Genomic DNA, 24929 nt, shown 5'->3' with positions numbered 1-24929 from the left:
CCCGCGTTCCCGCGGGCGGATGCACGCAGAGGTCTGATCTCCTGGGCCACCGCTCCCGCATCCACTCGACACGGCACGTCGCCCACCACCTCCGAAACCCGCACGAAAGAACAAGAGATGACGACCAATGAACCGACGATCACACCGATGATCGTGCCGGTCTCCCTGGACTCCGACGACGCGGCGGAGTTCCTCGCGTACGGCGACCTCAACCGACGCGTCTGCGACGAGCAGGTCGGACTCCCCGACCTCGCGCCTGACGCCGCACAGATGTTGCCGGACTGGCAGGACGACACCGATTCCCTCGACCGTGGATTCGTGGCAAGGATCGATGAGGAGATCGTCGGCATGGTGACGGTCACACTCGCCCAGGAGGCAGAGGCCCATGCGGCCGAGATCGATCTGTTGGTTCCCGAAGCACACTGGGGGCACGGAGTCGAGGATGTTCTGCTCGCCCGCGCCGAAGCCGAGGCGCGCGCGCACGGACGAACCGTCCTGCAGATCTGGAGCCTTCACCGTCCCGCGGACGCCGACCGGATGCTGGTGCCGCGGACGGGATGGGGGCGCGTCCCCGTCACCCCGCTCTCCGAGCTCGCTGAGGCAAACGGCTACGCCCTCGAGCAGGTCGAGCGCAACAGCGAGTATGACCTGCACAGCGATGTCCGCCCGCTTCGCGATGCTCTGGCGGGCGCGAGCGAGTTCGCCGGGCCGGACTACCGCATCGTCGAGTGGAACATGCCGACGCCTCCGGAGTGGCGAGAGGGCTTCGCCGCCGTGCTCGCCCGTCTTTCCACGGATGCCCCGAGCGGCGACATGGACTTCGCCGAGGAGCACTGGGATGCCGACCGCGTCGTCCGCCGTGAAGCGCGACTCCTCGGCGCAGGTCAGACAGTTTCCGTGGTCGCCGTGCAGCACGTGCCGACCGGACAGCTCGTCGCCTACAACGAGTTGCTCATCGCCGAGGACCGCACCGGTGTCACGCATCAGTTCGGCACGTTGGTGAGCAAGGACCATCGCGGACACCGCCTCGGCATGATCGTGAAGTGCGCGAATCTGCTCCGCTGGCGCGAGTTGATGCCGGACTCGACCGTCGTCTCCACCTTCAACGCGGAGGAGAATCGGCCGATGCTGAGCATCAACGAGGCGATCGGCTTCGTGCCCGTGTCGTACGCCGGAGCCTGGCAGAAGAAGATCTGACGTGGCCGCGGACCCGATCTCATTCTTCGGGATGATCTCGGGTCCGCACCGTCATCCGCCCGGGCGACGACGGGGCGGCACCGAATCACGAGGCTGGAACCATGAAAACCCCCGCGATCGAAGCCCATGCCCTCATCAAGAACTTCGGGACGACGCACGCTCTCGCCGGCGTCGACCTCGCGATCCATCGAGGCGAGTCCGTCGCGATCATGGGCGCCTCCGGTTCAGGCAAGACGACGCTTCTGCACGTGTTGGCGGGAATCACCGCACCCGATGGCGGCAGCGTCGTGTTCCGTCCGGCCGAGGGCGCCCCGATCGAGGTGACCGCGCTCGGGGAATCCGCGCGCTCCAGACTGCGTCGCGAGAGGTTCGGGTTCGTCTTCCAACAGGGTCTCCTGATTCCCGAGCTCACGGCGGTGGAGAACGTGGCGCTCGCCTCGATGATCAACGGCATCAAGCGCCAGGATGCGGTACAGCATGCAGCTTCCTGGCTCGCAGCTCTCGGACTCGCCGGCATGGAGGAGCGGCGGATCGGGGAGCTCTCCGGCGGACAGGCGCAGCGCGTCGCGATCGCCCGCGCCCAGGCCACGGGCGCTGAACTCGTCTTCGCCGATGAGCCCACCGGTGCTCTCGACTCGACCACCTCTTCCGAGGTGATGGACGCCCTCCTGTGGTCGACGACCGGGCAGGGGCGCACGCTGGTCGTCGTCACGCATGACCCCGATGTCGCGGCTCGCTGCACGCGCACGATCGCCGTGCGCGACGGACGCATCATCTCTTCGGCGGTGGCCGCGTGAACCGCAACGTCTTGGCACTCCTCTTACGACCTGCCCCCGGGCAGAACGGTGTCCTCGCGCTGCCCGTCGTGGCTTTCGGCGTGGTGACGACGCTGGTCCTCACGGTGATCGGAGGTGCGCAGTCCTTCTGGGGCTGGACCGATGAATACGCCGCTCTCTACCAGGGCCTCGCAGCGATCGCCCTCGTCTTGTTGGTCGTGCCCCTGCTGTCCCTCGGCGGTGCCGCGGCCCGGCTCTCCGCCCGCCGACGCGATGAGCGGCTCTCCACCCTCCGACTGCTCGGGGTCTCCCCCGCCGGGGTCACGGTCGCCACGGTCACCGAGTCCGTTCTCGTGGCTGCCGTCGGAACGCTCGCTGGCGTCGTCGGGCACGTCGCGATCAGCCCGCTCATCGGACTCATCCCGTTCCGGGGCGAGCCTCTCGGGTTCGCTGCCGTCGTGCTCCCTCCGTTGCAGAGCGCCATCGTCGTGGCGGCCGTGCTCGCGCTCGCAGCCGCCAGCGCGGTCATCGGGCTTCGCCGGGTGGTGATATCGCCCCTCGGTGTTCGTACGCGCTCGGATGTACCCCAGGTGCACTGGATTCGTGCTGTGCTCGCGGCCGGTGCGATCGCGATCGCATTCGTGCTCATCAAGGTGTTCCCCTCCGTCGGCGGAGTCGTCCTCACCATCGCCGTCCTCGCGGGGTTGTTCGGTGCTGCATTGGCAATGCTGAATCTCGTCGGACCGTGGGTGCTCAAGGTGACGGCATCGCGTCAGCTCCGTCGTGCCGACCGACCCGAGCGTCTGCTCGCTGCCCGCATCGTGCTGGATTCCCCCAAAGCCGCCTGGCGGCAGGTGGGTGGAATCGCCATGGCGAGTTTCATGGCCGTCTTCGCCGGCACCGGCGTCGCCATGATCAGCACGATGAGCACAGCCGATGCTGCCGCTGCCGACGTGGCGCTCGCCGACGACATCAGAACCGGCCTCATCATCACGCTCATCGGCTCATTCCTGATGGTCGCGGCCTCCGTCGGGGTCAATCAGGCGTCGGATGTCCTCGATCAGCGGGAACTGCACCGCAGCCTGCACCACCTGGGAATGCCGCTCGAGACCGTGGACCGGGCGCGACGACGCGCGATCATGTCGCCACTGCTGGTCACAGCGATCGGTTCCGCGTTGGTGGCGGCGGTTCTCATCTTCCCGCTGATCGGCATCGCTCTCATCACCGCACCGGTATCGCTGATGACCATCGCTGCGGTTGTCTCGATCGGCATCGGCGTGGTGTGGGCGACCACCTGGGCAACCCGCCCCCTGCTTCGCGGTGCGTTCCGCATGGCGTGACGAGACCCGCTGCCGTCGAAGTCCGAGACCACGATGGCGCCACCTCACTGCGTGGCCGAGTCCACCGAAGCCGCTATCGCGGACAGCGGGGTGTGGCAAGGCGTGCTGCTTGTGAGTGTGGTATCGGTGGGGGATGACGATCAGGGGTAGCCGCCGACGCCAAGCCGAAGCAAGAGTTCAGCAGGAGCTCGTGACACTCGCGTCTGGCCTGACGACAGAAGCAGCCCGAACCCAGGCGTTGCAGAGGCGGGTAGACGGACTCGTGGCGGAGGTCTCGAGGGCCAAGAGATCAAGAACCTGGGTATGGATCGGCGGCGCCACTTCTATCGTCGGCGTCGTGGTCGCTTTCGGAACGCTCTTCTATTCGATGGCGCAGCTCGTTCCCCTCAACGCTCAGGCGGAATCTGCCCAGGCACAGACGCAAGCACTCCAGCGCACATCGGACTGGGCGATAGTCGGAGCTGTGTCGGTGTCGATCGAGGGCACGGACTTCATCATGGAGAACCGTTCCCCCAGCGCGATCATGTCCACGACCACCTGGCTCGTAGGCGACACCAAAGGTGGGAAGCGATTCGATGCGATCCGCTTCGACCTCGAGGGGATCCCGGGCTGCAGCAGAGTTTCCGTCCCGATCGCCGAGGTCACGCGCTGGCCCGAGCCCATCCGCGAGCTGACCTGGGTCGAGCCGCGCAGCACCTGGGAGTGGCCCGAGTTCGTCGACGCGTACACGTACGTGATCGCACCCTCAGGAGGACTGTACTCGACATCGTCACGGGGCGGAGTCGTCGAGCACGGGGTGGTGGGCATGATCGATCAAGCGTCTGCGAACTACGGCGACAGGGAGACTGCCATTCCGGTGGACTTCAAGGATCCGTCGACGCTCGTGTGGATACCGGACACTTTCTGGGAGTTCAGCGAGGTTCAAGTCGCCCATGCGGGCGCGCCCCTGTGGGCAGGTGCCCCGCTCATGGGCGCCGAGAACGGTTCAGTCATCACGCCGCTCAGCTGCGACTACTGAGCCCGCGGGAGCTACTGCCGCGGCAGCCGTTGACAGGTCGGACAGAAGTGCGACGAACGGTTCATGAAGGCCTCGCGTCGGATCGGCGTACCGCATCGCGGACACGGCTTCCCACCTTGCCCGTAGACGTTGAGCGAATGGGCGAAGTAGCCGGCCTGGCCATTCACGTTGACGTATTGGGCATCGAAGCTGGTGCCGCCCTCCGCGAGAGCCTTCGTGAGGACGAGCCGCACCTCGGCGAGGAGTCGCCGCACGGCCTGCGTCGACAGACGTTCGGCCGGTGTCTCCGGGTGGATGCGTGCGGCCCACAGCGACTCGTCGGCGTAGATGTTGCCGATTCCGCTCACCACGCCCTGGTCGAGGAGGACACGCTTGATCGCGCTCCCCCGTCGCGCCAGAGCGATACGGAACGCCTGATCGTCGAAGGCCGGATCCAGCGGGTCGCGTGCGATGTGCGCGACCTGCGTGGGAATCCGCGATCCGCCGCTGTCGACGAGGGCATCGACTGCGAGCGAGCCGAACGTCCGCTGGTCGGCGAAAACGATCGCGAGTTCGCCATGAACAGGATGCTCGATGCCGACCCGCACACGCTCATGACGCTCGGCGCCGGCGTCCGGAGCACGAAGCAGCATCTGACCACTCATCCCGAGGTGCGCGATCAGTGCGGAGTCCCCATCGTCGAGCGGAAGCCAGAGGAACTTGCCCCGGCGGCTCGCGGCCGTGAAGGTTCGCCCCTCGAGCCGGCCGACGAAGTCGGCCGCACCGGCGACGTGTCGTGTGAGCGCACGCTCATCAAGCACGCTCACCGCAGTGATCAGCGAGCCGACTGCAGCCGGGGCGAGGCCTGCGCGGACGACCTCGACTTCGGGAAGCTCAGGCACGCTCGTTGAGCGTGCGCCAGGCGCTGAGTGCTGCCGCCATCTCCGCGGTCTTCTTGCTGCTGCCGGCGCCTGTCATGCTGACATCGCCGACGCTGACCGTGGCGAGGAACCGACGGTCATGGTCAGGTCCGCTCGCTTCCACCGTGTAACGGGGAGGGGTCGCACCGACACGCGCGGCGAGTTCCTGCAGACTGGTCTTCGGATCCATCGCGGCACCGTAGCGCTCCGGGTCGGCCAGCAGCGGTTTCGTCAGACGCAGCACGAGCTCCGTAGCGGCCTCAGGGCCGGCGGAGAGGTACGTCGCTCCGATGACGGCCTCCATCGTGTCGGCAAGGATCGAGTCCTTGTCGCGACCGCCCGTCTGCTCCTCACCGCGACCGAGCAGCAGGTGACTGCCGAGGTCGATGCCGCGTGCCACCTCGGCGAGGGCGACGGTCGACACGACGCTCGCGCGCCGCTTCGCCAACTCGCCCTCATCGAGATCAGGGTGCGTGGTGAAGAGCATGACGGTCACTGCCTGCCCGAGGACCGAGTCTCCGAGGAACTCCAGCCGCTCGTTGTGCGGGATACCGCCGTGCTCGTACGCGTAGGAGCGGTGGGTCAGGGCCAACTCCAGAAGCTCCGCGTCGATATCGACGCGGAGCTTATCTGGGAGAGGTCTCGTCCCCCCGGGGACCTCCGTCACGGTACGCGACTCAGACGTCGGCGACCTTGCGGCCCTTGTACTCGAGGAAGAGCTCCGTGCCCTGCGAGTCGGTGACGACCTTCGCCTGGTGGGGACGGCTGTAGACGACCTGACCGTTCTCGATGGTCTTGACGAGCGCGACGGGCGCTGCCTTCCACTGCGCACGGCGCGAGCGGGTGTTCGAACGGGATACCTTGCGCTTCGGGGGGTTACCAGCCATGACTAGCTCTCTTCTTTCTCGGCGGCACGAGATTCTTCCGTGCCGTCTTGGTCTGTGATGTTCTGGAGCGCACTCCATCGAGGATCGATGGGAGCGGCCTGCTCCGTTCCGGTGCTCACGGTCAGTCGTTCACCCGTTTTCGGGTCAAGACCCGGGCAATCCGGCTGACACACCGGCTGAAAAGGAAGTGCCAGTACGGCCGCATCCCTGACGAGAGTTTCAAGATCCACGTGGTCGTCTTGAACCTCGAAGTCAGTTTCTTCCTCACCAGGATACGCGAAAAGCTCCTGGAACTCGACTTCGACGGGCCGAGTGATGTCGATCAGGCATCTTCCGCACACGCCGACGTACTCCGCATCCGCGGTTCCCGACACGAGGATGCCCTCGTGGACGGACTCCAGCCGCACATCGAGATCGAGTTCGGAGCCTGCCTCATACGAGACGATCCCCTCCCCCCACGCTTCGGAGAGAGCGACGGTGAACTCGTGTTCGCGCATCTCTCCCGGACGCCGGACGATGTCGCGGACAGGGAGCACAAAAGGGCCGTTCATTCGGGAGCGCACCGTTCCATGGTAGCGGCCAGCACCGGGAGACGCTCTGACCGCGTGTTCAGGGAACGATCTCAGATCCCGCGGGAACCCGTGTCCAGGAACGCGGCGACGGCCGAGGGGACGAACGGGGTCACGTCGCCCCCGAGCGAGGCGACTTGCCGCACGAGGGAACTCGACACCATGGCGTGCGAAGGGTCAGGGAGAAGGAACACGGTCTCGATGCCCGCAAGATGCCTGTTGACGATCGCCATCGGAGACTCGTAGGCGACATCGATCTGGGAGCGGATGCCCTTCACCAGCACCCCCGCGTTCACGTCGCGCGCATAGTCGACGAGGAGTCCCATGCTCCAGGAGCCGATCACGATGTTTCCCTGCATCCCGTCGTCGGCGATCGACCGCTCCAGAAGGGAGAGGCGCTGCGCGATCGGCAGCATCGCCTCCTTGCCCGGGTTGTGCACCACCAGCACGTGCAACTCGTCGTAGAGGGCGGCCGCGCGCCGGATCACATCGAGGTGACCCAGGGTAGGCGGATCGAAGGAACCCGGGACGACGGCGATCCGGCTGCTCATGGCTCCAGCCTAGGGCACGCCGGTTCGGTGTCAGTTCTTCGCCAGCGCCGCGCGATCCTCGTCGCTCACCCGTCGCCCGATCGCCTCACGCAGCCCCGGATGGTCGACCAGGTCGGGGTCGGTGGACAGAATGCCTTCGGCCACCTCTCGCGCCCGTGCAATGAGCCCCGCATCCTTGACGACGCGGAGAAGCTTCAGCGAGGAACGGACGCCCGCCTGCGCCGCACCGAGCACGTCACCCTCGCCGCGCAGTTCCAGATCGACCTCCGCCAGGGCGAAGCCGTCGAGAGTCGCTGCGACCGCGTCGACACGGTCACGAGCGAGCGACCCCGCTTCGGCCTCGGTGACGAGCAGACAGAGTCCCGGTACACCGCCACGGCCGACTCGACCTCTGAGCTGGTGCAGCTGCGAGACGCCGAACCGGTCGGCATCGAGAACGATCATCGTGGAGGCGTTGGGCACGTCGACGCCGACCTCGATCACCGTCGTGGCCAGGAGCAGGTCGATGTCGCCCCGTGCGAACGACTGCATCACGGCGTCTTTCTCGTCCGAGGGCATACGACCGTGCAGCACGGCTCGTCGCAGACCGCCCAGTGTGGGATGAGTGGCGAGCGCCTCGTCCAGCTGCACGACGCCCCAGCGCGGACCGGAAGCGCCTTCCGGTGCGAGCATCGGCTGCTCGCCCGCCTCAGCAGTCTTCTTGGCCGTGTCGATCGCCGCGCACACGGCGAACACCTGCCGTCCCTGAGCGATCTCCTCCGCAGCGCGCTCCCAGACGCGGTTGAACCAGCCCGGGTGCTCCGCGAGCGGCGCCACGAATGATTCGATGCCCGCCCGGCCGGCCGGCATGGTGCGGATGACGGAGGTGTCGAGGTCACCGAAAACCGTCATCGCGACCGTGCGCGGGATCGGCGTCGCCGTCAGCACCAGGGCGTGAGGACTCGACCCCTTCGCCCGCAGCGCCTCGCGCTGTTCGACGCCGAATCGGTGCTGCTCGTCGACCACTACCAGTCCGAGATCGGCGAAAGTGGTCTTCTCCCCCAGCAGCGCATGCGTTCCGACCACGATCAAGGCCTGCCCGGAGGCGACGCGCAGGGCGGCCTTGCGGCGCTCGGCCGCGGGCATCTGCCCGGTCAGCAGGGTGGGCATCAGCAGGGGCGACAGATCGGGGCCGAGCATCTTCGCGATCGACCGCAGATGCTGGCCAGCCAAGACCTCTGTCGGAGCGATCAGTGCGGCCTGTCCGCCGCTCTCGGCCACCTGCAGCATCGCTCGGAGGGCGACCAGGGTCTTGCCGGAGCCGACTTCACCCTGCACGAGGCGGTTCATCGGCCAGGCACCGACGAGATCAGCGGCGATCTGCTGTCCCACCGTCTCCTGATCGGGCGTGAGAGTGTAGGGAAGGCTCGCATCGAACCGCTCGAGCAGTCCACCTGCGGTCGCCGGTCGCGACGTGGCGGAGAGGGCGCGAATGGCATCACGCTGCTGGAGGAGCGCGGTCTGCAGCGTGAGCGCCTCGTGCATGCGCAGGGTTCGCACCGCCGGATCGATGTCGTTGCGCGTGCGCGGGCGGTGCACGAGTTCCAGAGCTTCGCGGGCGGTGAGCAGCTCTTCGTGCTCCCGGATCTCGTCGGTCAACGGATCGGGTGCGTCGGCGAGGTCGTCGAGCACGCGTCCGATGAGTCGGGCGATCTGCCAGGTCTGGATGGCCGAGGTCGCCGGATAGATCGGGATCGGCACCGCGGCTCGCGCGTCGGCACTGCGCCGAGCGGAATCCTCGTCGTCGAACAGCTCGTACTCGGGGTGCGCGAACTGGGTCACGCCGTTGAACTCCCCCACCTTGCCGGAGAATACGCCGCGTCGCCCCACGGCCAGGTCTTTCGATCGCCACTCGGCCGCGCCGACGTTCTTGGCGAAGAAGGTCAGCGACATGCGCCCGATGCCGTCGCCGATCACGACGTCGACCATGGCGCCGGGGCGGTTGCGCATGCGCCGGAAGCTCGACGACAGCACCTCCGCGACGATCGTCACCGTCTCGCCGAGCGGGAGATCACGGATCGGTGTGAGCTCGCCCGGATCGGCGTACCGGCGGGGGTAGTGGGCGAGAAGGTCACCGACGCTCTTCATGCCGAAGGCGCGACCGAGCGTCTTGGCAGACGCCGCACCGAGCGCATCCTCCAACGCGGAATCGAGCGTGAGCGACATGTTCCGAGTCTAGGGAACGCGACGGACACGGCAGACATCCGGCCTGTCGTATCGTGAACGGGTGACGAGGATCATCGCAGGCAGCGCCAGAGGAGCCCGACTCGAGGTGCCGGGCTCCGGCACACGCCCCACGAGTGATCGGGTGCGCGAGTCGCTCTTCGGCGCCCTGGAGTCCCTGAGCGCGATCGCCGGTGCGCGGGTGCTCGACCTGTACGCAGGGTCTGGTGCCCTCGGTCTCGAGTCCCTCAGCCGCGGAGCAGCGAGTGTCGACTTCGTGGAGCGCGGGCGCCAGGCCGCCGCCATCGTCCGACGCAACGTCGGAGTCGTCGCCAAGGCCGGAGGTCTGCCGCCAGGGCGCGTCCATGAGAGCAGCGTGCAGGCGTTCCTGCAGCGCGCCACGGGGCCCTTCGACCTCGTGTTCACCGACCCGCCGTACGACCTCGACGACGACGCCATGACCGCCGATCTCATCGCCCTCGCCCCTCTCCTGTCGTCCGACGCCGTTGTGGTCGTCGAGCGGGCCCGCCGTTCGACACCCCCGAACTTCGGAGCGGCGGATCTGGAGCAGTTCCGCGAGAAGTCCTACGGCGACACCACGCTGTGGTGGGCGGAGCCAGTGACCGATGCGCAGGACGAGCAGGCTTTCGATCAGCCGGCTACCGAGTCCCAGTCCCGATAGGGGTCCCAGCCGCTGAGGTCGACCGGAACGTCGTCGCAGAGCAGATCCTCGTCGCCGGCAGAGCGCACGGCGCCGATGATGCGGAATCCCGGGGGAAGGATCCCCTCGGGGAACGTCGCGAGCAGGGCATGGTCCTCTCCCCCGGCGATCGCTCGTTCCGGATCGTCTCCGAGACTCGCTCGGTCGAGAGCGATCGTGACGCCCGACGCCGCAGCCATCCGACGCGCATCGAGCGCGAGCCCATCGGAGATGTCCATCATCGCCGTCGCACCCGCTGTCGCAGCCACCGCGCCGAGGCCGATGGGTGGCGATGGTCGCAGCTGTGCCGACAGCGCCGCGCTCTCGCCCGTCGCGAGCTCGGCCGGATCCACCGGCACGGGCACCTCACCATCCCGGAATCTCCCGAACAGCACGGCGAGACCGTGAGCGGCATGACCGAGCTCCCCCGCAACGGCGACGACATCGCCCGGGCGGGCGCCGCTCCGTGTCACGGCAGCGCGTCCTTCCAGGTCGCCGAGGGCCGTCACTGCCACCGTCAGCACGTCGGACACCGTCAGATCACCGCCGACGACGGCACAGCCGGGCGCCAGTGCTGCGCAGGCGTCGCGGAAGCCGTCGGCAAGCCTCTCGACGAAGGAGAGCCGCAGATCGCGCGGCACGGCCAGAGCAACCAGCAGCGCGGTCGGGCGCGCACCCATCGCCGCGACATCCGCGAGGTTCACGGCCGCGGCCTTCCATCCGAGGTCGTACCCGCTCGACCACGCGAGACGGAAGTCCGGCCCGTGCACGAGCGTGTCGGTCGTCGCCACCACGGAGCCGGACGGGGTGGCGATCACAGCCGCATCGTCGCCCGGACCGATCAGCGCGTGCGACGCCGAGGGCGTCCGCGTCAGGATCGCCTGGAGAATGCGCCCCTCGGACACATCTCCCAGGCGCGGATCGTCGGCTTCGGGTCGGGAGGGCATGCTGTCAAAGGTAGCCTGGAAGCATGCCCCGTTCCCGTCGCCTCGCTGTCCTCGCAGGTGCAGTGGCCCTCACCGCGGTGCTCGCCGGATGCTCGACCACCGTGCACCTCGAACCCGCCGCGGATGCGAACAACCCTGCGTGCGCGAACGTCTCCGTCCTGCTGCCGGAGTCCGTCGGCGGACTCGATCGCGTCTTCACCGACGCGCAGGCGACAGGCGCCTGGGGCGACCCCACCGTCGTCTTGCGCTGCGGTGTCGAACCACCCGCCCCGTCGGCGCTCGTATGCACCACTCTCGGCGGCGTCGACTGGCTGGTCCTCGACCAGGAGGAGGATCGTCAGCGACTCGTCACGTTCGGACGTGACCCCGCGATCGAGGTGACGATCCGCCGGGGAGAGCAGATCGACTTCCAGGCGATCGTCGACAAGATCTCGGCGAGCATCCAGTCCGGACTCCAGCCGGCGACCGGGCAGTGCACCGACCGCGTCGAGTTCCCCGCAGGCTGACCGCCGCGAGGAACTCCGCGCTCAGCGGCGCAGACCCGCTTCGACGAGCTCGGTGATCAGATCGCCGTAGCTCAGACCCGAGGCGACCCAGCACTTGGGGAACATCGAGATGGGCGTGAACCCCGGCATCGTGTTGAGCTCGTTCACCACGAGCTCCCCCGAGGGCGTCAGGAACATGTCGACACGAGCCAGGCCACGACCGTCGACCGCCTCGAACGCGCGAACGCCCGCGGCCTGGATCGCTGCGAGCTCCGTTTCCGTCACCTCGGCAGGGCACACGACATCCACGCCGTCGCCACCGAGGTACTTGCCCTCGAAGTCGTAGAAGCCTCGCGAGGTCAGCACGATCTCGCCGGGGAGCGAAGCACGGACGCCGTCGGCGCTCTCGAGGACAGCGACCTCGATCTCGCGACCGCTCACGCCGGTCTCGATCAGCACCTTGTCGTCTTCGGCGAAAGCGACGGCCAGAGCTGCGTCGAGCTCGTCGGCGGACTCGACCTTGGACACGCCCACGCTCGAACCCGCACGCGCAGGCTTCACGAACACCGGGAGACCGAGCTCGGCTGCCCGGGAACGCACGGCCTCGGCGTCACGGTCCCAGTCCCCGCGGCGCACCGTCACCCACGGCGCCACCGAGATGCCGGCCGCTTCGAGCGCGATCTTCATGAAGTGCTTGTCCATGCAGAGGGCGGAGTCCAGGACTCCACCGCCGGCGTATGGAACCTCGAGTGTGTCGAAGTACCCCTGGATCGTGCCGTCCTCGCCATGCGGTCCGTGGAGGATGGGCAGGACAACGTCGATCTCGCCCAGACCTTCGACGGTACCGTCGGTCTGCACCACTCGCAGCGTGCGATCTCCACCCGGCTCCGGCCACAGCACACGCGTGCCGTTGTCCACCACCTCGGGGAGGTGCTCCGAGTCGAGCGGGAACTTGGCGGGGTCGTCTTCCTCGAGGACGAAGGCCCCTTCCCGGGTGATCCCGACAGGGATCACGGCGTAGCGGTCGCGGTCAATCGCGCCCAGCACGCCCCCCGCCGTTGCGGAACTGATCGAATGCTCGCTGGAGCGCCCGCCGAAGAGCACCACCACCGTCTGCTTGTCCATGGTTGGTCCTCTCACCCTGCGGGGTGTCGTCGTCCGTCGTCAGGTGGGGCGCGATGTCCCGTGGATCCATCTTGCCGTCGAGCACCATCTTCACCTGCTCGACGATGGGCATGTCGACCTCTGCTTCGCGAGCCAGCTGCAGGATGGGCGCGACCGAAGCCAATCCCTCTGCGGTCTGCTGCATCTGCTTCACGACGTCCTGGAAGCTGTACCCCTGGCCGAGCAGACGCCCGGCGGTGTTGTTGCGGCTCAGCGGCGACTGGCAGGTAGCGATGAGGTCGCCGAGTCCGGCGAGCCCCTGGAGCGTCTCCGGATGTGCACCGTTCGCCACGGCGAAGTCGGTCATCTCGACGAGGCCGCGGGTGATGATCGACGCCTTGGTGTTCTCGCCATAGCCCACCCCGTCGACGATGCCGATGGCCACGGCGATCAGGTTCTTCAGGACTCCGCCGAACTCCGTGCCGATCACATCGGTGTTCACGAAGGTGCGGAAGTAGTTGTTGCGCGCCGCCCGCGCGACGATCTCCGCCGTCTCCTGGCTGCGCGAGGAGATCACGGCGGCAGTCGGCTGCTCACGGGCGATCTCGAGGGCGAGGTTCGGCCCTGAGGCGACAGCGATGCGATCGGGGTCGCAGCGCAGCTCCTGCTGGATCACCTGGCTCATGCGCAGCCCGGTGCCACGCTCGACGCCCTTCATCAGGCTGATGATCTTGGCATCGCTGTCGGCGAGCAGGGGCCGCAGCGCCTTCAGGTTCTCGCGCAGCGATTGGCTCGGCACGGACAGGTAGATCTGGTCGACCCCGTCGAGCGCGGTCGCGAGCTCGTGCGTCGCCGCCATCGTGCGCGGCAGGTTGATCCCGGGCAGGTAGCGGGAGTTGCGCTTGCCCTCGTTGATCTCCTGCGCGAGCTCGGCGCGGCGCGCCCACATCGTCACCTGAGCACCGCCGTCGGCGAGGATCTTGCCGAAGGTCGTACCCCAGCTGCCCGAGCCGATGACCGTGGCCCGAGGACCGACCGGAACGGTTCTCTTAGGAGTCAAGGCGTCCGGTCTCCTTCTGCCCATGGCTCGCGGGGTTCCATCGCTCTGCCGGGGCCTTCTCGTCGCGCAGTTCTTCGAGCAGCGCGGTGATCGCATTCATGAGTCGATTGGTCGCCTCGTTGAGAGCGGCGGGCTCCCCCGCGCGTCCGCGCAGGTCCGAGACGTCGACCGGGTCGCCGATGAGGACCCGAACGGGCTTGCGCAGTGGCCAGAGGCTGAGCCCCTTCTGGTAGCGCCCCATGATCGCCTGGGTGCCCCACTGCGCCATCGGGATCAGCGGGATGCCGTCGGCGAGGGCCAGCCGCACCGCTCCCGACTTGCCGCGCATCGGCCACATGTCGGGGTCGCGCGTGAGCGTGCCCTCGGGATAGACGATCACGCCACGACCGTGCTCGACGAGCTCTTCCGACTGCTTCATCGTCTGACGCGCCGAGGAGGCGGACGAGGTTCGCGCGACGGGGATCATGCCGGTGCGATGCAGGAACCAGCCGAGCACCGGCACCGTGAAGAGGCTCTCCTTCGCCATGAAGCGCGGCGCACGACCCGCACGCCAGACGGCGACCGCGACGATGAGCGGATCGAACTCGGAGTAGTGATTCGGAGCCAGGATGAATGACCCTTCGCGGGGCAGCTTCTCCGCCCCGCGGACGCGGATCTTCGCGATCAGGGAAACCGGCGGGATCACCAGTGCCGCGAGCGGCCAGAAGATGCTCGGGCGCTTCGTCTCCGATGACCGGGGCGTCACCGCGGTCACCGGATGACGTCAAAGTCGGCGCCGAGCGCGTCGAGCTTGGCGAGGAACTTCTCGTAGCCGCGGCTGAGGATGTCGACGCCCGACACCTTCGACTCGCCGGTGGCCGTCAGCGCGGCGATCACGTGGCTGTACCCGCCGCGAAGATCGGGAACCACGATGTCGGCGCCGTGCAGAGGCGTCGGGCCGGTGATGACGGCAGCCTGCTCGAGGTCCCGACGCGGAACGCGACGCGGGCCGTCCTGGAGCCCTCGCGGGTGCACGACGATGTCGGCGCCCATCTTCACGAGTGCATCGGTGAAGCCCATCCGGTTCTCGTACACGGTCTCGTGCACGACCGAGCGGCCGTGCGCCTGAGTCAGTGCGACGACCAGGGGCTGCTGCCAGTCGGTCATGAAGCCGGGGTGCACATCGGTCTCGATCACGACGGGCTTGATCTCGCCGTCGCGACGGAAGAGGATGCCGTCTTCTTGGATGTCGAACCAGCCGCCTGCCTTGCGGAAGACGTTGAGGAACGTGAGCATCTCCTGCTGCTTGGCCCCGCCGACGAAGATCTCGCCGTCGGTGGCCAGCGCGGCGGAGGCCCAGGACGCCGCCTCGTTGCGGTCGAAGATAGACCGGTGGTCGTAGCCGCGGAGCTTCTCGACGCCCTCGATGACGATGACGCGGTTGGGCTCATAGGAGATGATCGCGCCCATCTTCTGCAACACGGCGATCAGGTCCATGATCTCGGGCTCGATGGCCGCGTTGCGCAGTTCCGTGACACCTTCCGCGCGGACGGCGGTGAGGAGCACCTGCTCCGTGGCACCGACGCTCGGGTACGGGAGGTGGATGTTCGCACCGTGCAGGCGGGTTCCGCCGGTGGAGAGCCGGATGCCGCTGGGCAGCTTCTCGACGATCGCGCCGAACTTGCGCAGGGCGTCCAGGTGGAAGTCGATGGGACGATCGCCGATGCGGCACCCGCCGAGGTCGGGGATGAACGCCTGGCCGAGCCGGTGCAGCAGCGGGCCGCAGAACAGGATCGGGATGCGCGAGGCACCGGCGTGAGCGTCGATCTCCTCGAAGTGCGCAGACTCCACATCGCTCGGGTCGAACACGAGCGAACCGGGCTCATCACCCTCGGAGACGCGCACGCCGTGCACCTCGAGGAGCGAGCGCACCACGGCGACATCGCTGATCGCCGGCACGTCGCGCAGGGTGCTCACGGTCTCGCCGAGGAGCGAGGCGACCATGGCCTTGGTGGCCAGGTTCTTCGCGCCCTTGACGTCGACGCGACCACGAAGCGGGCGTCCGCCTCGAATGGCGAGGACGTCTCCGGTGAGTGCAGGGACTCCGTCCGGAAGAGCGTCGCGCACAGGTGTCGTCATTCGGAGCCTCACTTCATTTACGGATTTCGGGGGCGGGTTGCCCCTGGCTCCCCCGCCCCCACCGTCTACTGAACGGGAAGGGTTCGGGGCCGCCACGACTCGCGACGGGCCTCGAACTGCGCGATCTTGTCTTCGTTGCGCAGCGTGAGCCCGATGTCATCGAGCCCTTCGAGGAGCCGCCATCTAGTGTAATCGTCGATCCCGATCTCGGCCTGGACGTCACCGATCGATGCGGTACGCGCCTCGAGGTCGACGGTCATCTGCACCCCGGGATTCCGGTCGATCTCAGCCCAGAATCGCTCGAGATCCTCCTCCGAGATCGTCGCGGCGAGCAGACCCTGCTTGCCCGAATTGCCCCGGAAGATATCGGCGAAGCGGGGGCTCAGCACGACCTTGAACCCGAAGTCCCGCAGCGCCCAGACTGCGTGCTCACGACTCGATCCGGTGCCGAAGTCGGGTCCGGCGAGCAGCACCGAGGCGCCCTGGAACGGGGCCTGATTGAGGACGAATTCGGGATCCTGACGCCATCCGTGGAACAGCGCGTCCTCGAAGCCGGTCTTGGTGACCCGCTTGAGGAACACCGCGGGGATGATCTGGTCGGTGTCGACGTTCGAGCGCTTCATCGGGGCGGCGATGCCGGTGTGAGTGGTGAACTTCTCCATGATTCAGAACCCTTCCGTCAGGTCGCTCGGGCTGGACAGGGTGCCGCGGATCGCGGTGGCGGCGGCGACGAGGGGCGAGACGAGATGTGTGCGTCCGCCCTTGCCCTGGCGGCCCTCGAAGTTGCGGTTGGAGGTCGACGCGCAGCGCTCACCCGGAGCAAGCTGGTCGGGGTTCATGCCCAGGCACATCGAGCATCCGGCGAAACGCCACTCCGCGCCGAAGTCCTTGATGACCTTGTCCAGTCCCTCCGCCTCAGCCTCCAGGCGCACCCTGGCGGACCCGGGCACGACCATGACGCGCACGCCGTTGGCCTTCTTCTTGCCCTGGATGATCGACGCGAAGGCGCGCAGGTCCTCGATACGGCTGTTGGTGCACGACCCCATGAAGACCGCGTCGACCGGCACCTCCTTGAGGGGCGTTCCCGGTGTGAGATCCATGTACTCCAGCGCGCGCTCCGCGGCTGCGCGTTCGTTCGGATCGACGATCTCCGCGGGATTCGGCACCGAGGCCGAGAGCGAGCTGCCCTGGCCGGGGTTCGTCCCCCACGTCACGAAGGGCTCGAGCTGGTCGGCGTCGATGAAGACCTCGGCATCGAACGTCGCGCCCTCGTCGGTCGGCAGCGTGCGCCAATAGGCCACGGCGTCTTCCCAGTCCTGCCCCTTCGGAGCGTGCGGACGGCCCTCGAGATAGGCGAAGGTCGTCTCGTCGGGCGCGACCATACCTGCGCGGGCGCCCGCCTCGATCGACATGTTGCAGATCGTCATGCGGCCCTCCATCGACAGGGCGCGGATGGCACTGCCGCGGTACTCGAGCACGTAGCCCTGTCCACCGCCGGTGCCGATCTTCGCGATGACGGCGAGGATGATGTCCTTGGCTGTGACACCGGGACGCAGCGTGCCGTCGACGTTGATGGCCATGGTCTTGAACGGCTTCAGCGGCAGCGTCTGCGTCGCCATGACGTGCTCGACCTCGCTCGTGCCGATACCGAACGCCATCGCCCCGAACGCACCGTGAGTGGAGGTGTGCGAGTCGCCGCAGACGACCGTGATGCCGGGCATCGTCAGTCCGAGCTGCGGACCCACCACGTGCACGATGCCCTGCTCCGCGTCGCCGAGGGAGTGCAGACGCACCCCGAACTCCGCGGCATTGCGGCGCAACGTCTCGATCTGCGTGCGGCTGGTCAGATCGGCGATCGGCTTGTGGATCTCCAGCGTCGGGGTGTTGTGGTCCTCGGTCGCGATCGTCAGGTCGAGGCGGCGGAGCGGCCTTCCCTCGCTGCGCAGACCGTCGAAGGCCTGCGGGCTGGTGACCTCGTGCACGAGGTGCAGGTCGATGTAGATGAGGTCGGGCTCACCGTTCTCGCCCTTGACGACGAGGTGGTCGTCCCAGACCTTCTCTGCGAGAGTCCTGCGGCGTGCGGAATCGGCACCGTTTGCGGGGGTGGTCATTGCGTGTCTCCTGTGGCTGGCGGTTCGGCCCACGATGGACTCCGCGACGAGGAGGGGCTCAGATAGAGGTCTCGTCGCGGCGCCTAAGAAGAAGGAGGACGGTCCGCATGACGTCAGATTACCACCGCTCGGACATGCTCCGATCCGTCATGACACTCTGTTGAGCACCCGAACGACCGAGAGGCACCGCATGACCGTCGACACCGCCCGCTTCGCCACCCGTGCGGTCCACGCCGCGAGGACCCGCGAGACGGCCGCCTCGCGCGCGACGCCGATCTACCTGACGGCGGGCTTCGAGTTCGACGACTTCGATCACGCGGCAGACCACTTCAGCACCGGCACCGGCTTCGGCTACACCCGCACCGGGAACCCCACCGTCCGTGCCGTCGAACGCCAGCTCGCCGCGCTCGAGTCGGGCGCGGACGCCGTGCTGGTCGCCAGCGGGCAGGCGGCGGTCGCCACCGCCCTGCTGACGGTGGCGGGTGCCGGCGATCACATCGTGTCATCGACGCACATCTATGAGGGCACAAGGGGGCTGTTCCTCGACAATCTGGCACGGCTCGACATCGAGACCACGTTCGTCGACGACATCTCGGACCCGGATGCCTGGCGAGCGGCGATTCGACCGAACACGCGCGCCCTGTTCGCCGAATCGCTCGCCAACGCCCGCAACGACGTGCTCGACGTCCGCGCCGTCAGCGACATCGGGGATGAGCATGCGATCCCTCTGATCGTCGACAACACTCTGGCGACGCCGGCGCTCCTGCGTCCGATCGAGCACGGCGCGGCGATCGTGGTGCATTCCGCATCGAAGTTCCTCGCCGGACACGGTTCCGTGCTCGGCGGCGTGATCGTCGACGACGGACGTTTCGACGCCGAGCGCGCAGGCCACAACGCGCCCCATCTCGTGATCCCCGGCCGCGGGGACGCCCCCAGCGCGTTCGCCCGCCACGGAGCTCGCGCCCGTATCGCCTACGCGCGGGAGTCGGTCGCTCCGCGTTTCGGCGCCTCGCCCTCGCCGCTCAACGCCTTCCTGATCGGGCAGGGCGTGGAGACGCTCGGGCTCCGCGTCGAGCGGCAGTCCCGCAATGCCCTGCAGATCGCGCAGTGGCTCGAGCAGCACGATGAGGTCGAGAGCGTCGACTACGTCGGCCTCCCCGCACACCCCGACCACGAACTCGGGAGACGGTACCTCGACGGTGGCTCCGGCTCGATCTTCACTTTCACGCTGCGAGGCGGACTTCCCGCCGCACGACGGTTCGTCGAGCACGTTCAGGTCTTCACCCACATGACCCACATCGGGGACGTGCGATCCCTGGTGCTGCACCCCGGGACGACCAGCCACGCTCAGCGCACCGAGGAGGAACGGGAGATCCTCGGCGTACGACCGGGCACGCTACGTCTGTCCATCGGGATCGAGGATGTCGACGACCTCATCTCGGACCTCGCCCACGTGCTCTCAGGTGTGCGGGAGACGGTCGCATGAGCCGCCCTCAGCACTTCGGCTGGTTTCTCGCACGAGGCTTCGGACCGCAGGGCTGGGGCTATCCGTCGCTCGACTGGGACTACGACTGGACCCGCCCCGAGGTCTATCAGGACGCCGCCCGCACGCTCGAGCAGGCCGGGTTCGATCTGGTGATCATCGAAGACGCCCCGTCCTTGGGCTCGCCGTCGACGATCGATCTGCGCGTCCGGCACGCGTTCGGTGGTCCGAAGCACGATCCGCTCCTGCTCGCCCCGTACCTCTTCCAGGCGACCAGGCACCTGGGCGTGGTGCCGACGGTGAATCCTGCCGCATCCCTTCCCTATACGGCCGCTCGCCAGTTCGCGACGCTGCAGCACCTCAGCGGTCATCGACTGGGACTCAACGTCGTCACCGACACCGGCAGCGCCCGTCATTTCTCCTCCGCGCCGCAGCTCGGTCACGACGAGGCCTACGACCGCGCCGAGGAATGGCTCGCCGGCATCCGCGCGCTCTGGCGCAGTTGGGACGACGGCGCCCTCGTCGCCGACCGGGAGACCGATGTCTTCGCCGACGGCACCCGGTTGCGGACGGTCGAGCATCGAGGCGAGCACTTCGACTTCGACGGCCCGCTGAACGCCGTGCCCTTCACCGATGGTGACCCCGCGATCGTCTCCCCCGGCGGCTCGGGCCGAGGGCTCGGTTTCGCCGGCGCGAACTCCGATGTCCAGCTCGCCCTCGCGCCGTTGAACGAGAAGTCCGTGCGGGACTATCGCGCCAAGGTGCATGATGCGGCGATCGCGAGAGGTCGACGGCCCGAGGACATCAAGATCCTCTTCGCCATCCCACCCGTCATCACGTCGTCGAGCGAGGAGGCCGACCGCATCGTGGCGGCGTCCGCCCACCCCGACGATGCCGCGCTCGTCCAGATCGCGCGCAAGCAGTCCAGCGACCTCGAGACCGATCTGACCACGCGTGATCTCGACAAGCCGCTCGATCTCTCGATCTTCGGCGCCCACGTCTCGCGCGGCAGCATCCAGCGTCTGATCGGCGACCGCGGAGAAGCCGCCCCGCTGCGTGCACACCTGACGGCGCTCGCCCGTGCGGGACGGATCACGGACCGCACCGGCTTCGTCGGCACGGCCGAGGAGTTCGCCGACCTGATCGAAGAGCTCGGCGACTGGGGTAACGACGGCGTGCTGCTGTGGGGCGACTTCCACCCGGTCACCCTGCACCGCACGCTCGACGAGCTCGTGCCGGTGCTCCGACGGCGCGGCATCCTTCGTCGCGAATACGCAGCAGGCGGCCTGCAGGCGAACCTGCGCGCGTTCTGATCGGCGGTCCGGTCGACCGTCACCAGCCCTGGGAGCCGGGAACGCCTTTGAAGGGACCGACGACGGAAGTAGTAACCCACCCGCCATAAAAACCACCCGGCTGCGGGACGGCGACCTCGTCCCCGACAGTGCATTCGTCCATCGGCGCCGCATACACGGCGACCCGGTCGGCCAGCATCTCGAAGCCCGGCGCCGGGTGCGGGTAGTTCCAGGCCGCGCCCTGGCGCAGAGTGTCGCCGCCGCGCACGTCGAAATAGCGGGCAGCGCCCTTGAACTCGCAGAACGAAGTGCCGGGGGCATCGACGAGAGCTCCGGGGACGAAGTCGACGATCGGAAGGTAGTACACGGGAGGGTGACTCGTTTCCAGCACGCGCACCGCGTCTCGGGTATCGACGATCAGATCTCCCCCGAGGTGGATCGTGATGCGCTCCGCGACCGGTTCGATCCGGGGTGGCCTCGGGTAGTCCCAGACGGATTCCTGCCCGGCGGCGGGGGCGATGGGGCGAGGTCGGCGCATCTGTTCACTTTACGTCTCTCGGTGTTGACTGGTGCGGTGACCGTCATACCGATGTTCCCGCTCGGGTCCGTGCATTTCCCGCACACCCCACTTCCCCTGCGCGTGTTCGAGCCGCGGTACCTCACGATGATCGGAAGGCTCCTGGATGAAGACGACCCGCGGTTCGGAGTCGTCCTCATCGAACGCGGCCACGAGGTCGGTGGAGGTGACCGTCGCAGTCGCATCGGCACGATGGCCCGGCTGGTCAGCGTCTCCGCCGGCGCGCACGCTCTGGTCGCCGTCGCCGTGGGCATCGATCGCTTCACTGTCGATGAGTGGTTGGAGGACGAGCCCTTCCCCCGGGCCGAGGTCACGCCGCTGCCCGATCTCGACTGGAACGACCAACTCACTCCTCTGCGTGCGGAAGCCGAGGTGATCGTGCGCCGCACTCTCGGACACGCGCCCGAGGCGCAGTGGGATGCCGACACCGCGCTCTCGGATGACCCGATCGCCGCCGCCTGGCAACTCGCCGCGATCGCGCCCCTCGGCGAGTACGACAGATACGCGTTGCTGCAGTCCACCACGGTGGGAGCACTGCTCCGTCAGATCATCGACCTCACGGTGGACGCCGAGCTTCTGTGGTCAGACGAGTGAGATGCCGCTGCGTATCGCCGCGCGCTCACTCCATGGCCGTCGTAGACCTCGCCGCACGCTTCTCACGCGAGGAGGCGATCAGGCTCGCAACCGTCGCGATGGTCATCGAGGCCAGGATCACGCCGAGCGAGACCATGTTGCTGATGTCTGGCACCCACTCCACATGCTCACCACCGTTGATGAAGGGCAGTTCGTTGACGTGAAGCGCATGCAGGATCAGCTTGATGCCGATGAAGCCCAGGATGACGGCGATGCCGTAGTGCAGGTAGCGCAGGCGGTCGAGCAGGTCACCGAGCAGGAAGTACAGCTGGCGGAGCCCCATCAGCGCGAAGATGTTGGCAGAGAAAACGAGGAAGCCGTTCGTGGTGATCTCGAAGATCGCCGGGATCGAATCGATCGCGAAGATCAGGTCGGTCACACCGATGGTGATGAAGACGATCACCATGGGCGTCCACATGCGCTTGCCGTCGACGGTGGTACGGATCTTGGAACCGTCGTAGGTCTCGCTGATGTCGACCCGACGACGCAGCAGCCGCACGATGAAGTTCTCGCGCTGCACCTCGCCTTCGTGGTCGCCGTCCGGCATGGCCTGACGAATCGCCGTCCAGATGAGGAAAGCACCGAAGATGTAGAAGATCGGCGAGAAGTTCTCGACGATGGCGACGCCGGCGAGGATGAAGAGACCGCGCAGGATGAGCGCGATGATGATGCCGACCATGAGCACCTGCTGCTGCAGCCGGCGCGGCACGGCGAACTGGGCCATGATCAGGACGAAGACGAACAGGTTGTCGATGGAGAGGCTGTACTCCAGGGCCCATCCGGTGACGAAGTCGCCCGCGTTCTGCCACCCTCCGACGTTGCCGAGGAGAACCGCGAACAGCAGCGCGAGGCCGACGTAGAAGACCACCCAGAGCGTGGATTCCTTCGTCGAGGGGATGTGCGGCCTCAGCCGGATGAGGAGAAGGTCGGCGATCAGGATGATCGTGAGGACGACCATCGAGGTGATCTCGAACCAGACGGGAATTTCCAAGGGCGCACTGCACCTTTCGCGGAGGGGTCGGGAATGAGTCGAAAGTCTCTCCCCCGCACAGATGTGCGGCGCGCGCCCGGAGCAGCGATGACGGTGCTCGTGATGACGTTACGCGCGGATTCGGGATACTCCCTCTCGCCCGGGCAATGCTACCGGAGCCGTGGCATCAGTGGGAGCGGATGTCACCGGAATCTCCTCGCTCCGCCCGACCCCCGCCTCGCACATCGCATCTGAGACGATGGGGCATCGATCGACACTCTTCCTCTGAGAGACACCGAACGGAATCAGGATGCCCCTGCAGACAAGTGATCAGAGATGGGCGGCGCAGGCCGCGGCCGGCGACGAGAGCGCCTTCCGCGAGCTGTACCGCGCACACGTGCGACCCGTGTACTGGATCGCGCAAGGCATCCTCGCCTCATCGGCCGACGCGGAGGATGTGGCCCAGGAGACATTCGTCGTCGCTTGGCGCAAGCTCCCCGGCCTCGAGCTGCAGGGCGAATCGATCCTGCCGTGGCTGGCGACGATCTGTCGATTCCAGGCGGCCAACCGGCTCCGTCAACGACGGCGCGATCAGGCGCACACCGCCGAAGCCGTCGACGAGACCCTGCTGCCGGACACGGTGAGTGTCGAGGAACAGGTCATCACAGCGGAGCTCGCAGCGCGGATCGCCCAGGAGGTGGGCACATTGAGCGAATTGGACCGAGAGATCTTCCGCCTGTGCGCGTCTGAGGGCTACGCCTATCAGGCCGCTGCCGAGAAGCTCGGGGTGACCCACGCTGTCGTCCGGAACCGTCTCTCCCGAGTGCGCACGCAGTTGCGAGGCGCCGTGACGGAAGCGAGAGACGCATGAACGACAACACCACCAACGGTGACCTGCCCGAGCTCTCGGACGAGACGATCGCCCGCATCGAGAACGCGGTCTTCGCCGAGATCGCCGCGGAGCGTGCACCTGCGCGCCCCGTCGAAGCGAAGTCTCGCATCCACCGGCGGCGCTGGCTCACTGCCGGCGGCATCGCCGCAGCGTTCGTCGTCGGAGTGCTCGTGACGCCCCCCATTCTCAGTGCCGTCGGCGGAGGAAGTGCCGTCACGGCGGAGGGAGTGAGCATGACCGGCGGCTCGGTCACCGACTCCGCCGACACGGCTCCCGAGCGGATCACGGGTGTGACGCCGGAATCGTTGCCGGACGGCGCGCTGAGCACCGACGCGAACGGGGCGACGCTTCCGGGTGCCGCGGAGGCCGGCAGCGGTCGCGAGATCATCGCGACCGCGCAGGCCACGGTCCAGGTGAAGAGCATTCCCGACGCCGCGACCGAGATCGCGGCTCTCGCAGAAGCACACGGCGGCTACGTCGAGAGCACGGAGGTCGGGAAGTCGGTCGCGGTCGACGGCACTTCCGAACCCGCCCCCGCCGACTCGGCGTACGGCTCGATCAGCATCCGGGTACCGTCGGCGGATCTTCCCGACGTCATCGCCGCCCTCGGCGACAGCGGCGAGGTGCTCTCGTCATCGACCTCGAAGCAGGATGTGACATCTGTCGCGATCGATCTCCGAGCCAGGGTGGATTCCACGAGGGCATCCGTCGAACGCCTCACCCAGCTGATGGCCCAGTCGGGCAGCGTCTCCGAGCTGATCGAGGCCGAGGTGGCGCTGACCGACCGCCAGGCGCAGCTCGAGTCATACGAACAGCAGCTCGCCGCCCTCGACGATCAGGTCGCGATGTCGTCGTTGCAGGTGCAGCTGACGAAAGCGGGCACGCCGACCACAGCCGATCCCGCGGGCTTCGGCGACGGCCTGCTCGCCGGATGGAACGGTCTCGTGGTGTCGCTGAACGCTCTCGTCATCGCGATCGGGTTCCTCCTCCCGTGGCTGGCGATCGCGGGTGCCGTGGTACTCATCGTCTGGGTCGTCCGCCGGGCACGTCGGAACCGACGAACCGCTCACGCGTCGCCGGAGACAACCGCGGACGAGAACTGATCCGCACCGCCCACG

At 67.5% G+C, this 24929-nt stretch carries 26 protein-coding genes; 11 read left to right on the top strand and 15 right to left on the bottom strand.

From position 1 onward, the window contains the following. Positions 1–117 precede the first annotated feature (117 nt). The 4 genes from ACFVWL_RS15055 (at position 118) to ACFVWL_RS15040 (ending at position 4331) form a co-directional block, all read left to right on the top strand. Positions 118–1197 (top strand): GNAT family N-acetyltransferase, encoded by a 1080-nt coding sequence (locus ACFVWL_RS15055; RefSeq protein WP_387184365.1) that lies wholly within the window; start codon positions 118–120, stop codon positions 1195–1197. 101 nt (positions 1198–1298) lie between these two features. Then, positions 1299–1994, top strand: a complete 696-nt coding sequence (locus ACFVWL_RS15050; RefSeq protein WP_387184363.1) for an ABC transporter ATP-binding protein — start codon at positions 1299–1301, stop codon at positions 1992–1994. Next, positions 1991–3313, top strand: a complete 1323-nt coding sequence (locus ACFVWL_RS15045; protein ID WP_387184361.1) for an FtsX-like permease family protein — start codon at positions 1991–1993, stop codon at positions 3311–3313. Before ACFVWL_RS15050 ends, ACFVWL_RS15045 begins: the two co-directional genes overlap by 4 nt. A gap of 337 nt (positions 3314–3650) precedes the next feature. Further along, positions 3651–4331, top strand: a complete 681-nt coding sequence (locus ACFVWL_RS15040) for a hypothetical protein (protein WP_387184359.1) — start codon at positions 3651–3653, stop codon at positions 4329–4331. Between the two features lie 11 nt (positions 4332–4342). Here ACFVWL_RS15040 and mutM read toward each other — a convergent pair whose 3' ends face one another. The 6 genes from mutM to ACFVWL_RS15010 all read right to left on the bottom strand — a co-directional run bounded on the left by mutM (position 4343) and on the right by ACFVWL_RS15010 (position 9442). After that, positions 4343–5212 carry a bifunctional DNA-formamidopyrimidine glycosylase/DNA-(apurinic or apyrimidinic site) lyase gene (gene mutM / locus ACFVWL_RS15035; protein WP_387184356.1) on the bottom strand — a complete coding sequence of 290 codons (870 nt, stop codon included), beginning with the start codon at positions 5210–5212 and terminating at the stop codon, positions 4343–4345. Then, complete coding sequence (rnc, locus tag ACFVWL_RS15030; RefSeq protein ID WP_387184354.1) at positions 5205–5897, bottom strand: ribonuclease III; 693 nt, start codon at positions 5895–5897, stop codon at positions 5205–5207. Before rnc ends, mutM begins: the two co-directional genes overlap by 8 nt. A gap of 10 nt (positions 5898–5907) precedes the next feature. After that, positions 5908–6117 carry a 50S ribosomal protein L32 gene (gene rpmF, locus ACFVWL_RS15025; RefSeq protein WP_017830754.1) on the bottom strand — a complete coding sequence of 70 codons (210 nt, stop codon included), beginning with the start codon at positions 6115–6117 and terminating at the stop codon, positions 5908–5910. Positions 6118–6119: 2 nt separating this feature from the next. Further along, positions 6120–6668: a DUF177 domain-containing protein gene (locus ACFVWL_RS15020; protein WP_021200437.1), complete on the bottom strand. Its 549-nt coding sequence runs from the start codon at positions 6666–6668 to the stop codon at positions 6120–6122. Between the two features lie 71 nt (positions 6669–6739). Next, positions 6740–7237, bottom strand: a complete 498-nt coding sequence (gene coaD / locus ACFVWL_RS15015) for a pantetheine-phosphate adenylyltransferase (protein WP_387184349.1) — start codon at positions 7235–7237, stop codon at positions 6740–6742. Between the two features lie 30 nt (positions 7238–7267). After that, positions 7268–9442 (bottom strand): ATP-dependent DNA helicase RecG, encoded by a 2175-nt coding sequence (locus tag ACFVWL_RS15010; protein WP_387184346.1) that lies wholly within the window; start codon positions 9440–9442, stop codon positions 7268–7270. Positions 9443–9503: 61 nt separating this feature from the next. On the opposite strand from ACFVWL_RS15010, the gene rsmD reads away from it, so the two are divergent. After that, positions 9504–10121: a 16S rRNA (guanine(966)-N(2))-methyltransferase RsmD gene (rsmD, locus tag ACFVWL_RS15005; protein ID WP_387184343.1), complete on the top strand. Its 618-nt coding sequence runs from the start codon at positions 9504–9506 to the stop codon at positions 10119–10121. Here rsmD and thiL read toward each other — a convergent pair. After that, a complete protein-coding gene (gene thiL / locus ACFVWL_RS15000; RefSeq protein ID WP_387184340.1) occupies positions 10091–11086 on the bottom strand; it encodes a thiamine-phosphate kinase in 996 nt (331 codons plus the stop codon). The two genes, rsmD and thiL, sit on opposite strands and share 31 nt — an antisense overlap. Positions 11087–11109: 23 nt before the next feature. Here thiL and ACFVWL_RS14995 point away from each other — a divergent pair, with 23 nt between their 5' ends. Beyond that, entirely contained in the window at positions 11110–11592 is a 483-nt protein-coding gene (locus ACFVWL_RS14995; RefSeq protein WP_387184338.1) for a DUF3515 family protein, read from the top strand. Between the two features lie 21 nt (positions 11593–11613). Here ACFVWL_RS14995 and ACFVWL_RS14990 read toward each other — a convergent pair whose 3' ends face one another. The 6 genes from ACFVWL_RS14990 to leuC form a co-directional block, all read right to left on the bottom strand. Beyond that, positions 11614–12696, bottom strand: a complete 1083-nt coding sequence (locus tag ACFVWL_RS14990) for a D-alanine--D-alanine ligase family protein (RefSeq protein WP_387184335.1) — start codon at positions 12694–12696, stop codon at positions 11614–11616. Beyond that, on the bottom strand, positions 12602–13759 hold the full coding sequence (locus ACFVWL_RS14985; RefSeq protein WP_387184331.1) for an NAD(P)H-dependent glycerol-3-phosphate dehydrogenase: 1158 nt from the start codon (positions 13757–13759) through the stop codon (positions 12602–12604). The genes ACFVWL_RS14990 and ACFVWL_RS14985 overlap by 95 nt, the downstream gene beginning before the upstream one ends. Beyond that, the gene (locus ACFVWL_RS14980) at positions 13725–14489 is read right to left on the bottom strand and encodes a lysophospholipid acyltransferase family protein (RefSeq protein ID WP_387184329.1); all 765 of its coding nucleotides are present in this window, start codon (positions 14487–14489) and stop codon (positions 13725–13727) included. Before ACFVWL_RS14980 ends, ACFVWL_RS14985 begins: the two co-directional genes overlap by 35 nt. Next, on the bottom strand, positions 14486–15853 hold the full coding sequence (gene murA, locus ACFVWL_RS14975) for a UDP-N-acetylglucosamine 1-carboxyvinyltransferase (RefSeq protein ID WP_387184326.1): 1368 nt from the start codon (positions 15851–15853) through the stop codon (positions 14486–14488). The genes ACFVWL_RS14980 and murA overlap by 4 nt, the downstream gene beginning before the upstream one ends. A 65-nt stretch (positions 15854–15918) precedes the next feature. Continuing rightward, the gene (leuD, locus tag ACFVWL_RS14970; protein ID WP_387184323.1) at positions 15919–16515 is read right to left on the bottom strand and encodes a 3-isopropylmalate dehydratase small subunit; all 597 of its coding nucleotides are present in this window, start codon (positions 16513–16515) and stop codon (positions 15919–15921) included. Positions 16516–16518: 3 nt separating this feature from the next. Then, entirely contained in the window at positions 16519–17964 is a 1446-nt protein-coding gene (gene leuC / locus ACFVWL_RS14965; RefSeq protein ID WP_387184320.1) for a 3-isopropylmalate dehydratase large subunit, read from the bottom strand. 190 nt (positions 17965–18154) lie between these two features. Here leuC and ACFVWL_RS14960 point away from each other — a divergent pair, with 190 nt between their 5' ends. Together ACFVWL_RS14960 and ACFVWL_RS14955 are read left to right on the top strand one after the other, a co-directional pair. After that, positions 18155–19450: an O-acetylhomoserine aminocarboxypropyltransferase/cysteine synthase family protein gene (locus ACFVWL_RS14960; RefSeq protein WP_387184317.1), complete on the top strand. Its 1296-nt coding sequence runs from the start codon at positions 18155–18157 to the stop codon at positions 19448–19450. Then, a complete protein-coding gene (locus ACFVWL_RS14955; RefSeq protein ID WP_387184315.1) occupies positions 19447–20760 on the top strand; it encodes an LLM class flavin-dependent oxidoreductase in 1314 nt (437 codons plus the stop codon). The genes ACFVWL_RS14960 and ACFVWL_RS14955 overlap by 4 nt, the downstream gene beginning before the upstream one ends. Before the next feature lie 19 nt (positions 20761–20779). Here ACFVWL_RS14955 and ACFVWL_RS14950 read toward each other — a convergent pair whose 3' ends face one another. Further along, positions 20780–21277 carry a DUF427 domain-containing protein gene (locus ACFVWL_RS14950; protein ID WP_387184313.1) on the bottom strand — a complete coding sequence of 166 codons (498 nt, stop codon included), beginning with the start codon at positions 21275–21277 and terminating at the stop codon, positions 20780–20782. 36 nt (positions 21278–21313) lie between these two features. Between ACFVWL_RS14950 and ACFVWL_RS14945 the strand changes: the two genes are divergently transcribed. Continuing rightward, on the top strand, positions 21314–21910 hold the full coding sequence (locus ACFVWL_RS14945; protein WP_387184311.1) for an LON peptidase substrate-binding domain-containing protein: 597 nt from the start codon (positions 21314–21316) through the stop codon (positions 21908–21910). 25 nt (positions 21911–21935) lie between these two features. On the opposite strand, the gene ACFVWL_RS14940 is transcribed toward ACFVWL_RS14945, so the two are convergent. After that, on the bottom strand, positions 21936–22940 hold the full coding sequence (locus ACFVWL_RS14940) for a TerC/Alx family metal homeostasis membrane protein (RefSeq protein WP_387184309.1): 1005 nt from the start codon (positions 22938–22940) through the stop codon (positions 21936–21938). Between the two features lie 289 nt (positions 22941–23229). Between ACFVWL_RS14940 and ACFVWL_RS14935 the strand changes: the two genes are divergently transcribed. Then, positions 23230–23790 carry an RNA polymerase sigma factor gene (locus tag ACFVWL_RS14935; protein ID WP_387184306.1) on the top strand — a complete coding sequence of 187 codons (561 nt, stop codon included), beginning with the start codon at positions 23230–23232 and terminating at the stop codon, positions 23788–23790. Beyond that, positions 23787–24914 carry a DUF4349 domain-containing protein gene (locus ACFVWL_RS14930; protein ID WP_387184304.1) on the top strand — a complete coding sequence of 376 codons (1128 nt, stop codon included), beginning with the start codon at positions 23787–23789 and terminating at the stop codon, positions 24912–24914. The genes ACFVWL_RS14935 and ACFVWL_RS14930 overlap by 4 nt, the downstream gene beginning before the upstream one ends. Positions 24915–24929: the final 15 nt, after the last annotated feature.

It is taken from the genome of Microbacterium sp. NPDC058269 (assembly GCF_042881445.1).
In the GTDB taxonomy this organism is placed as follows: Bacteria; Actinomycetota; Actinomycetes; order Actinomycetales; family Microbacteriaceae; genus Microbacterium.
This window is presented reverse-complemented; position numbering and strand designations above follow the sequence as displayed.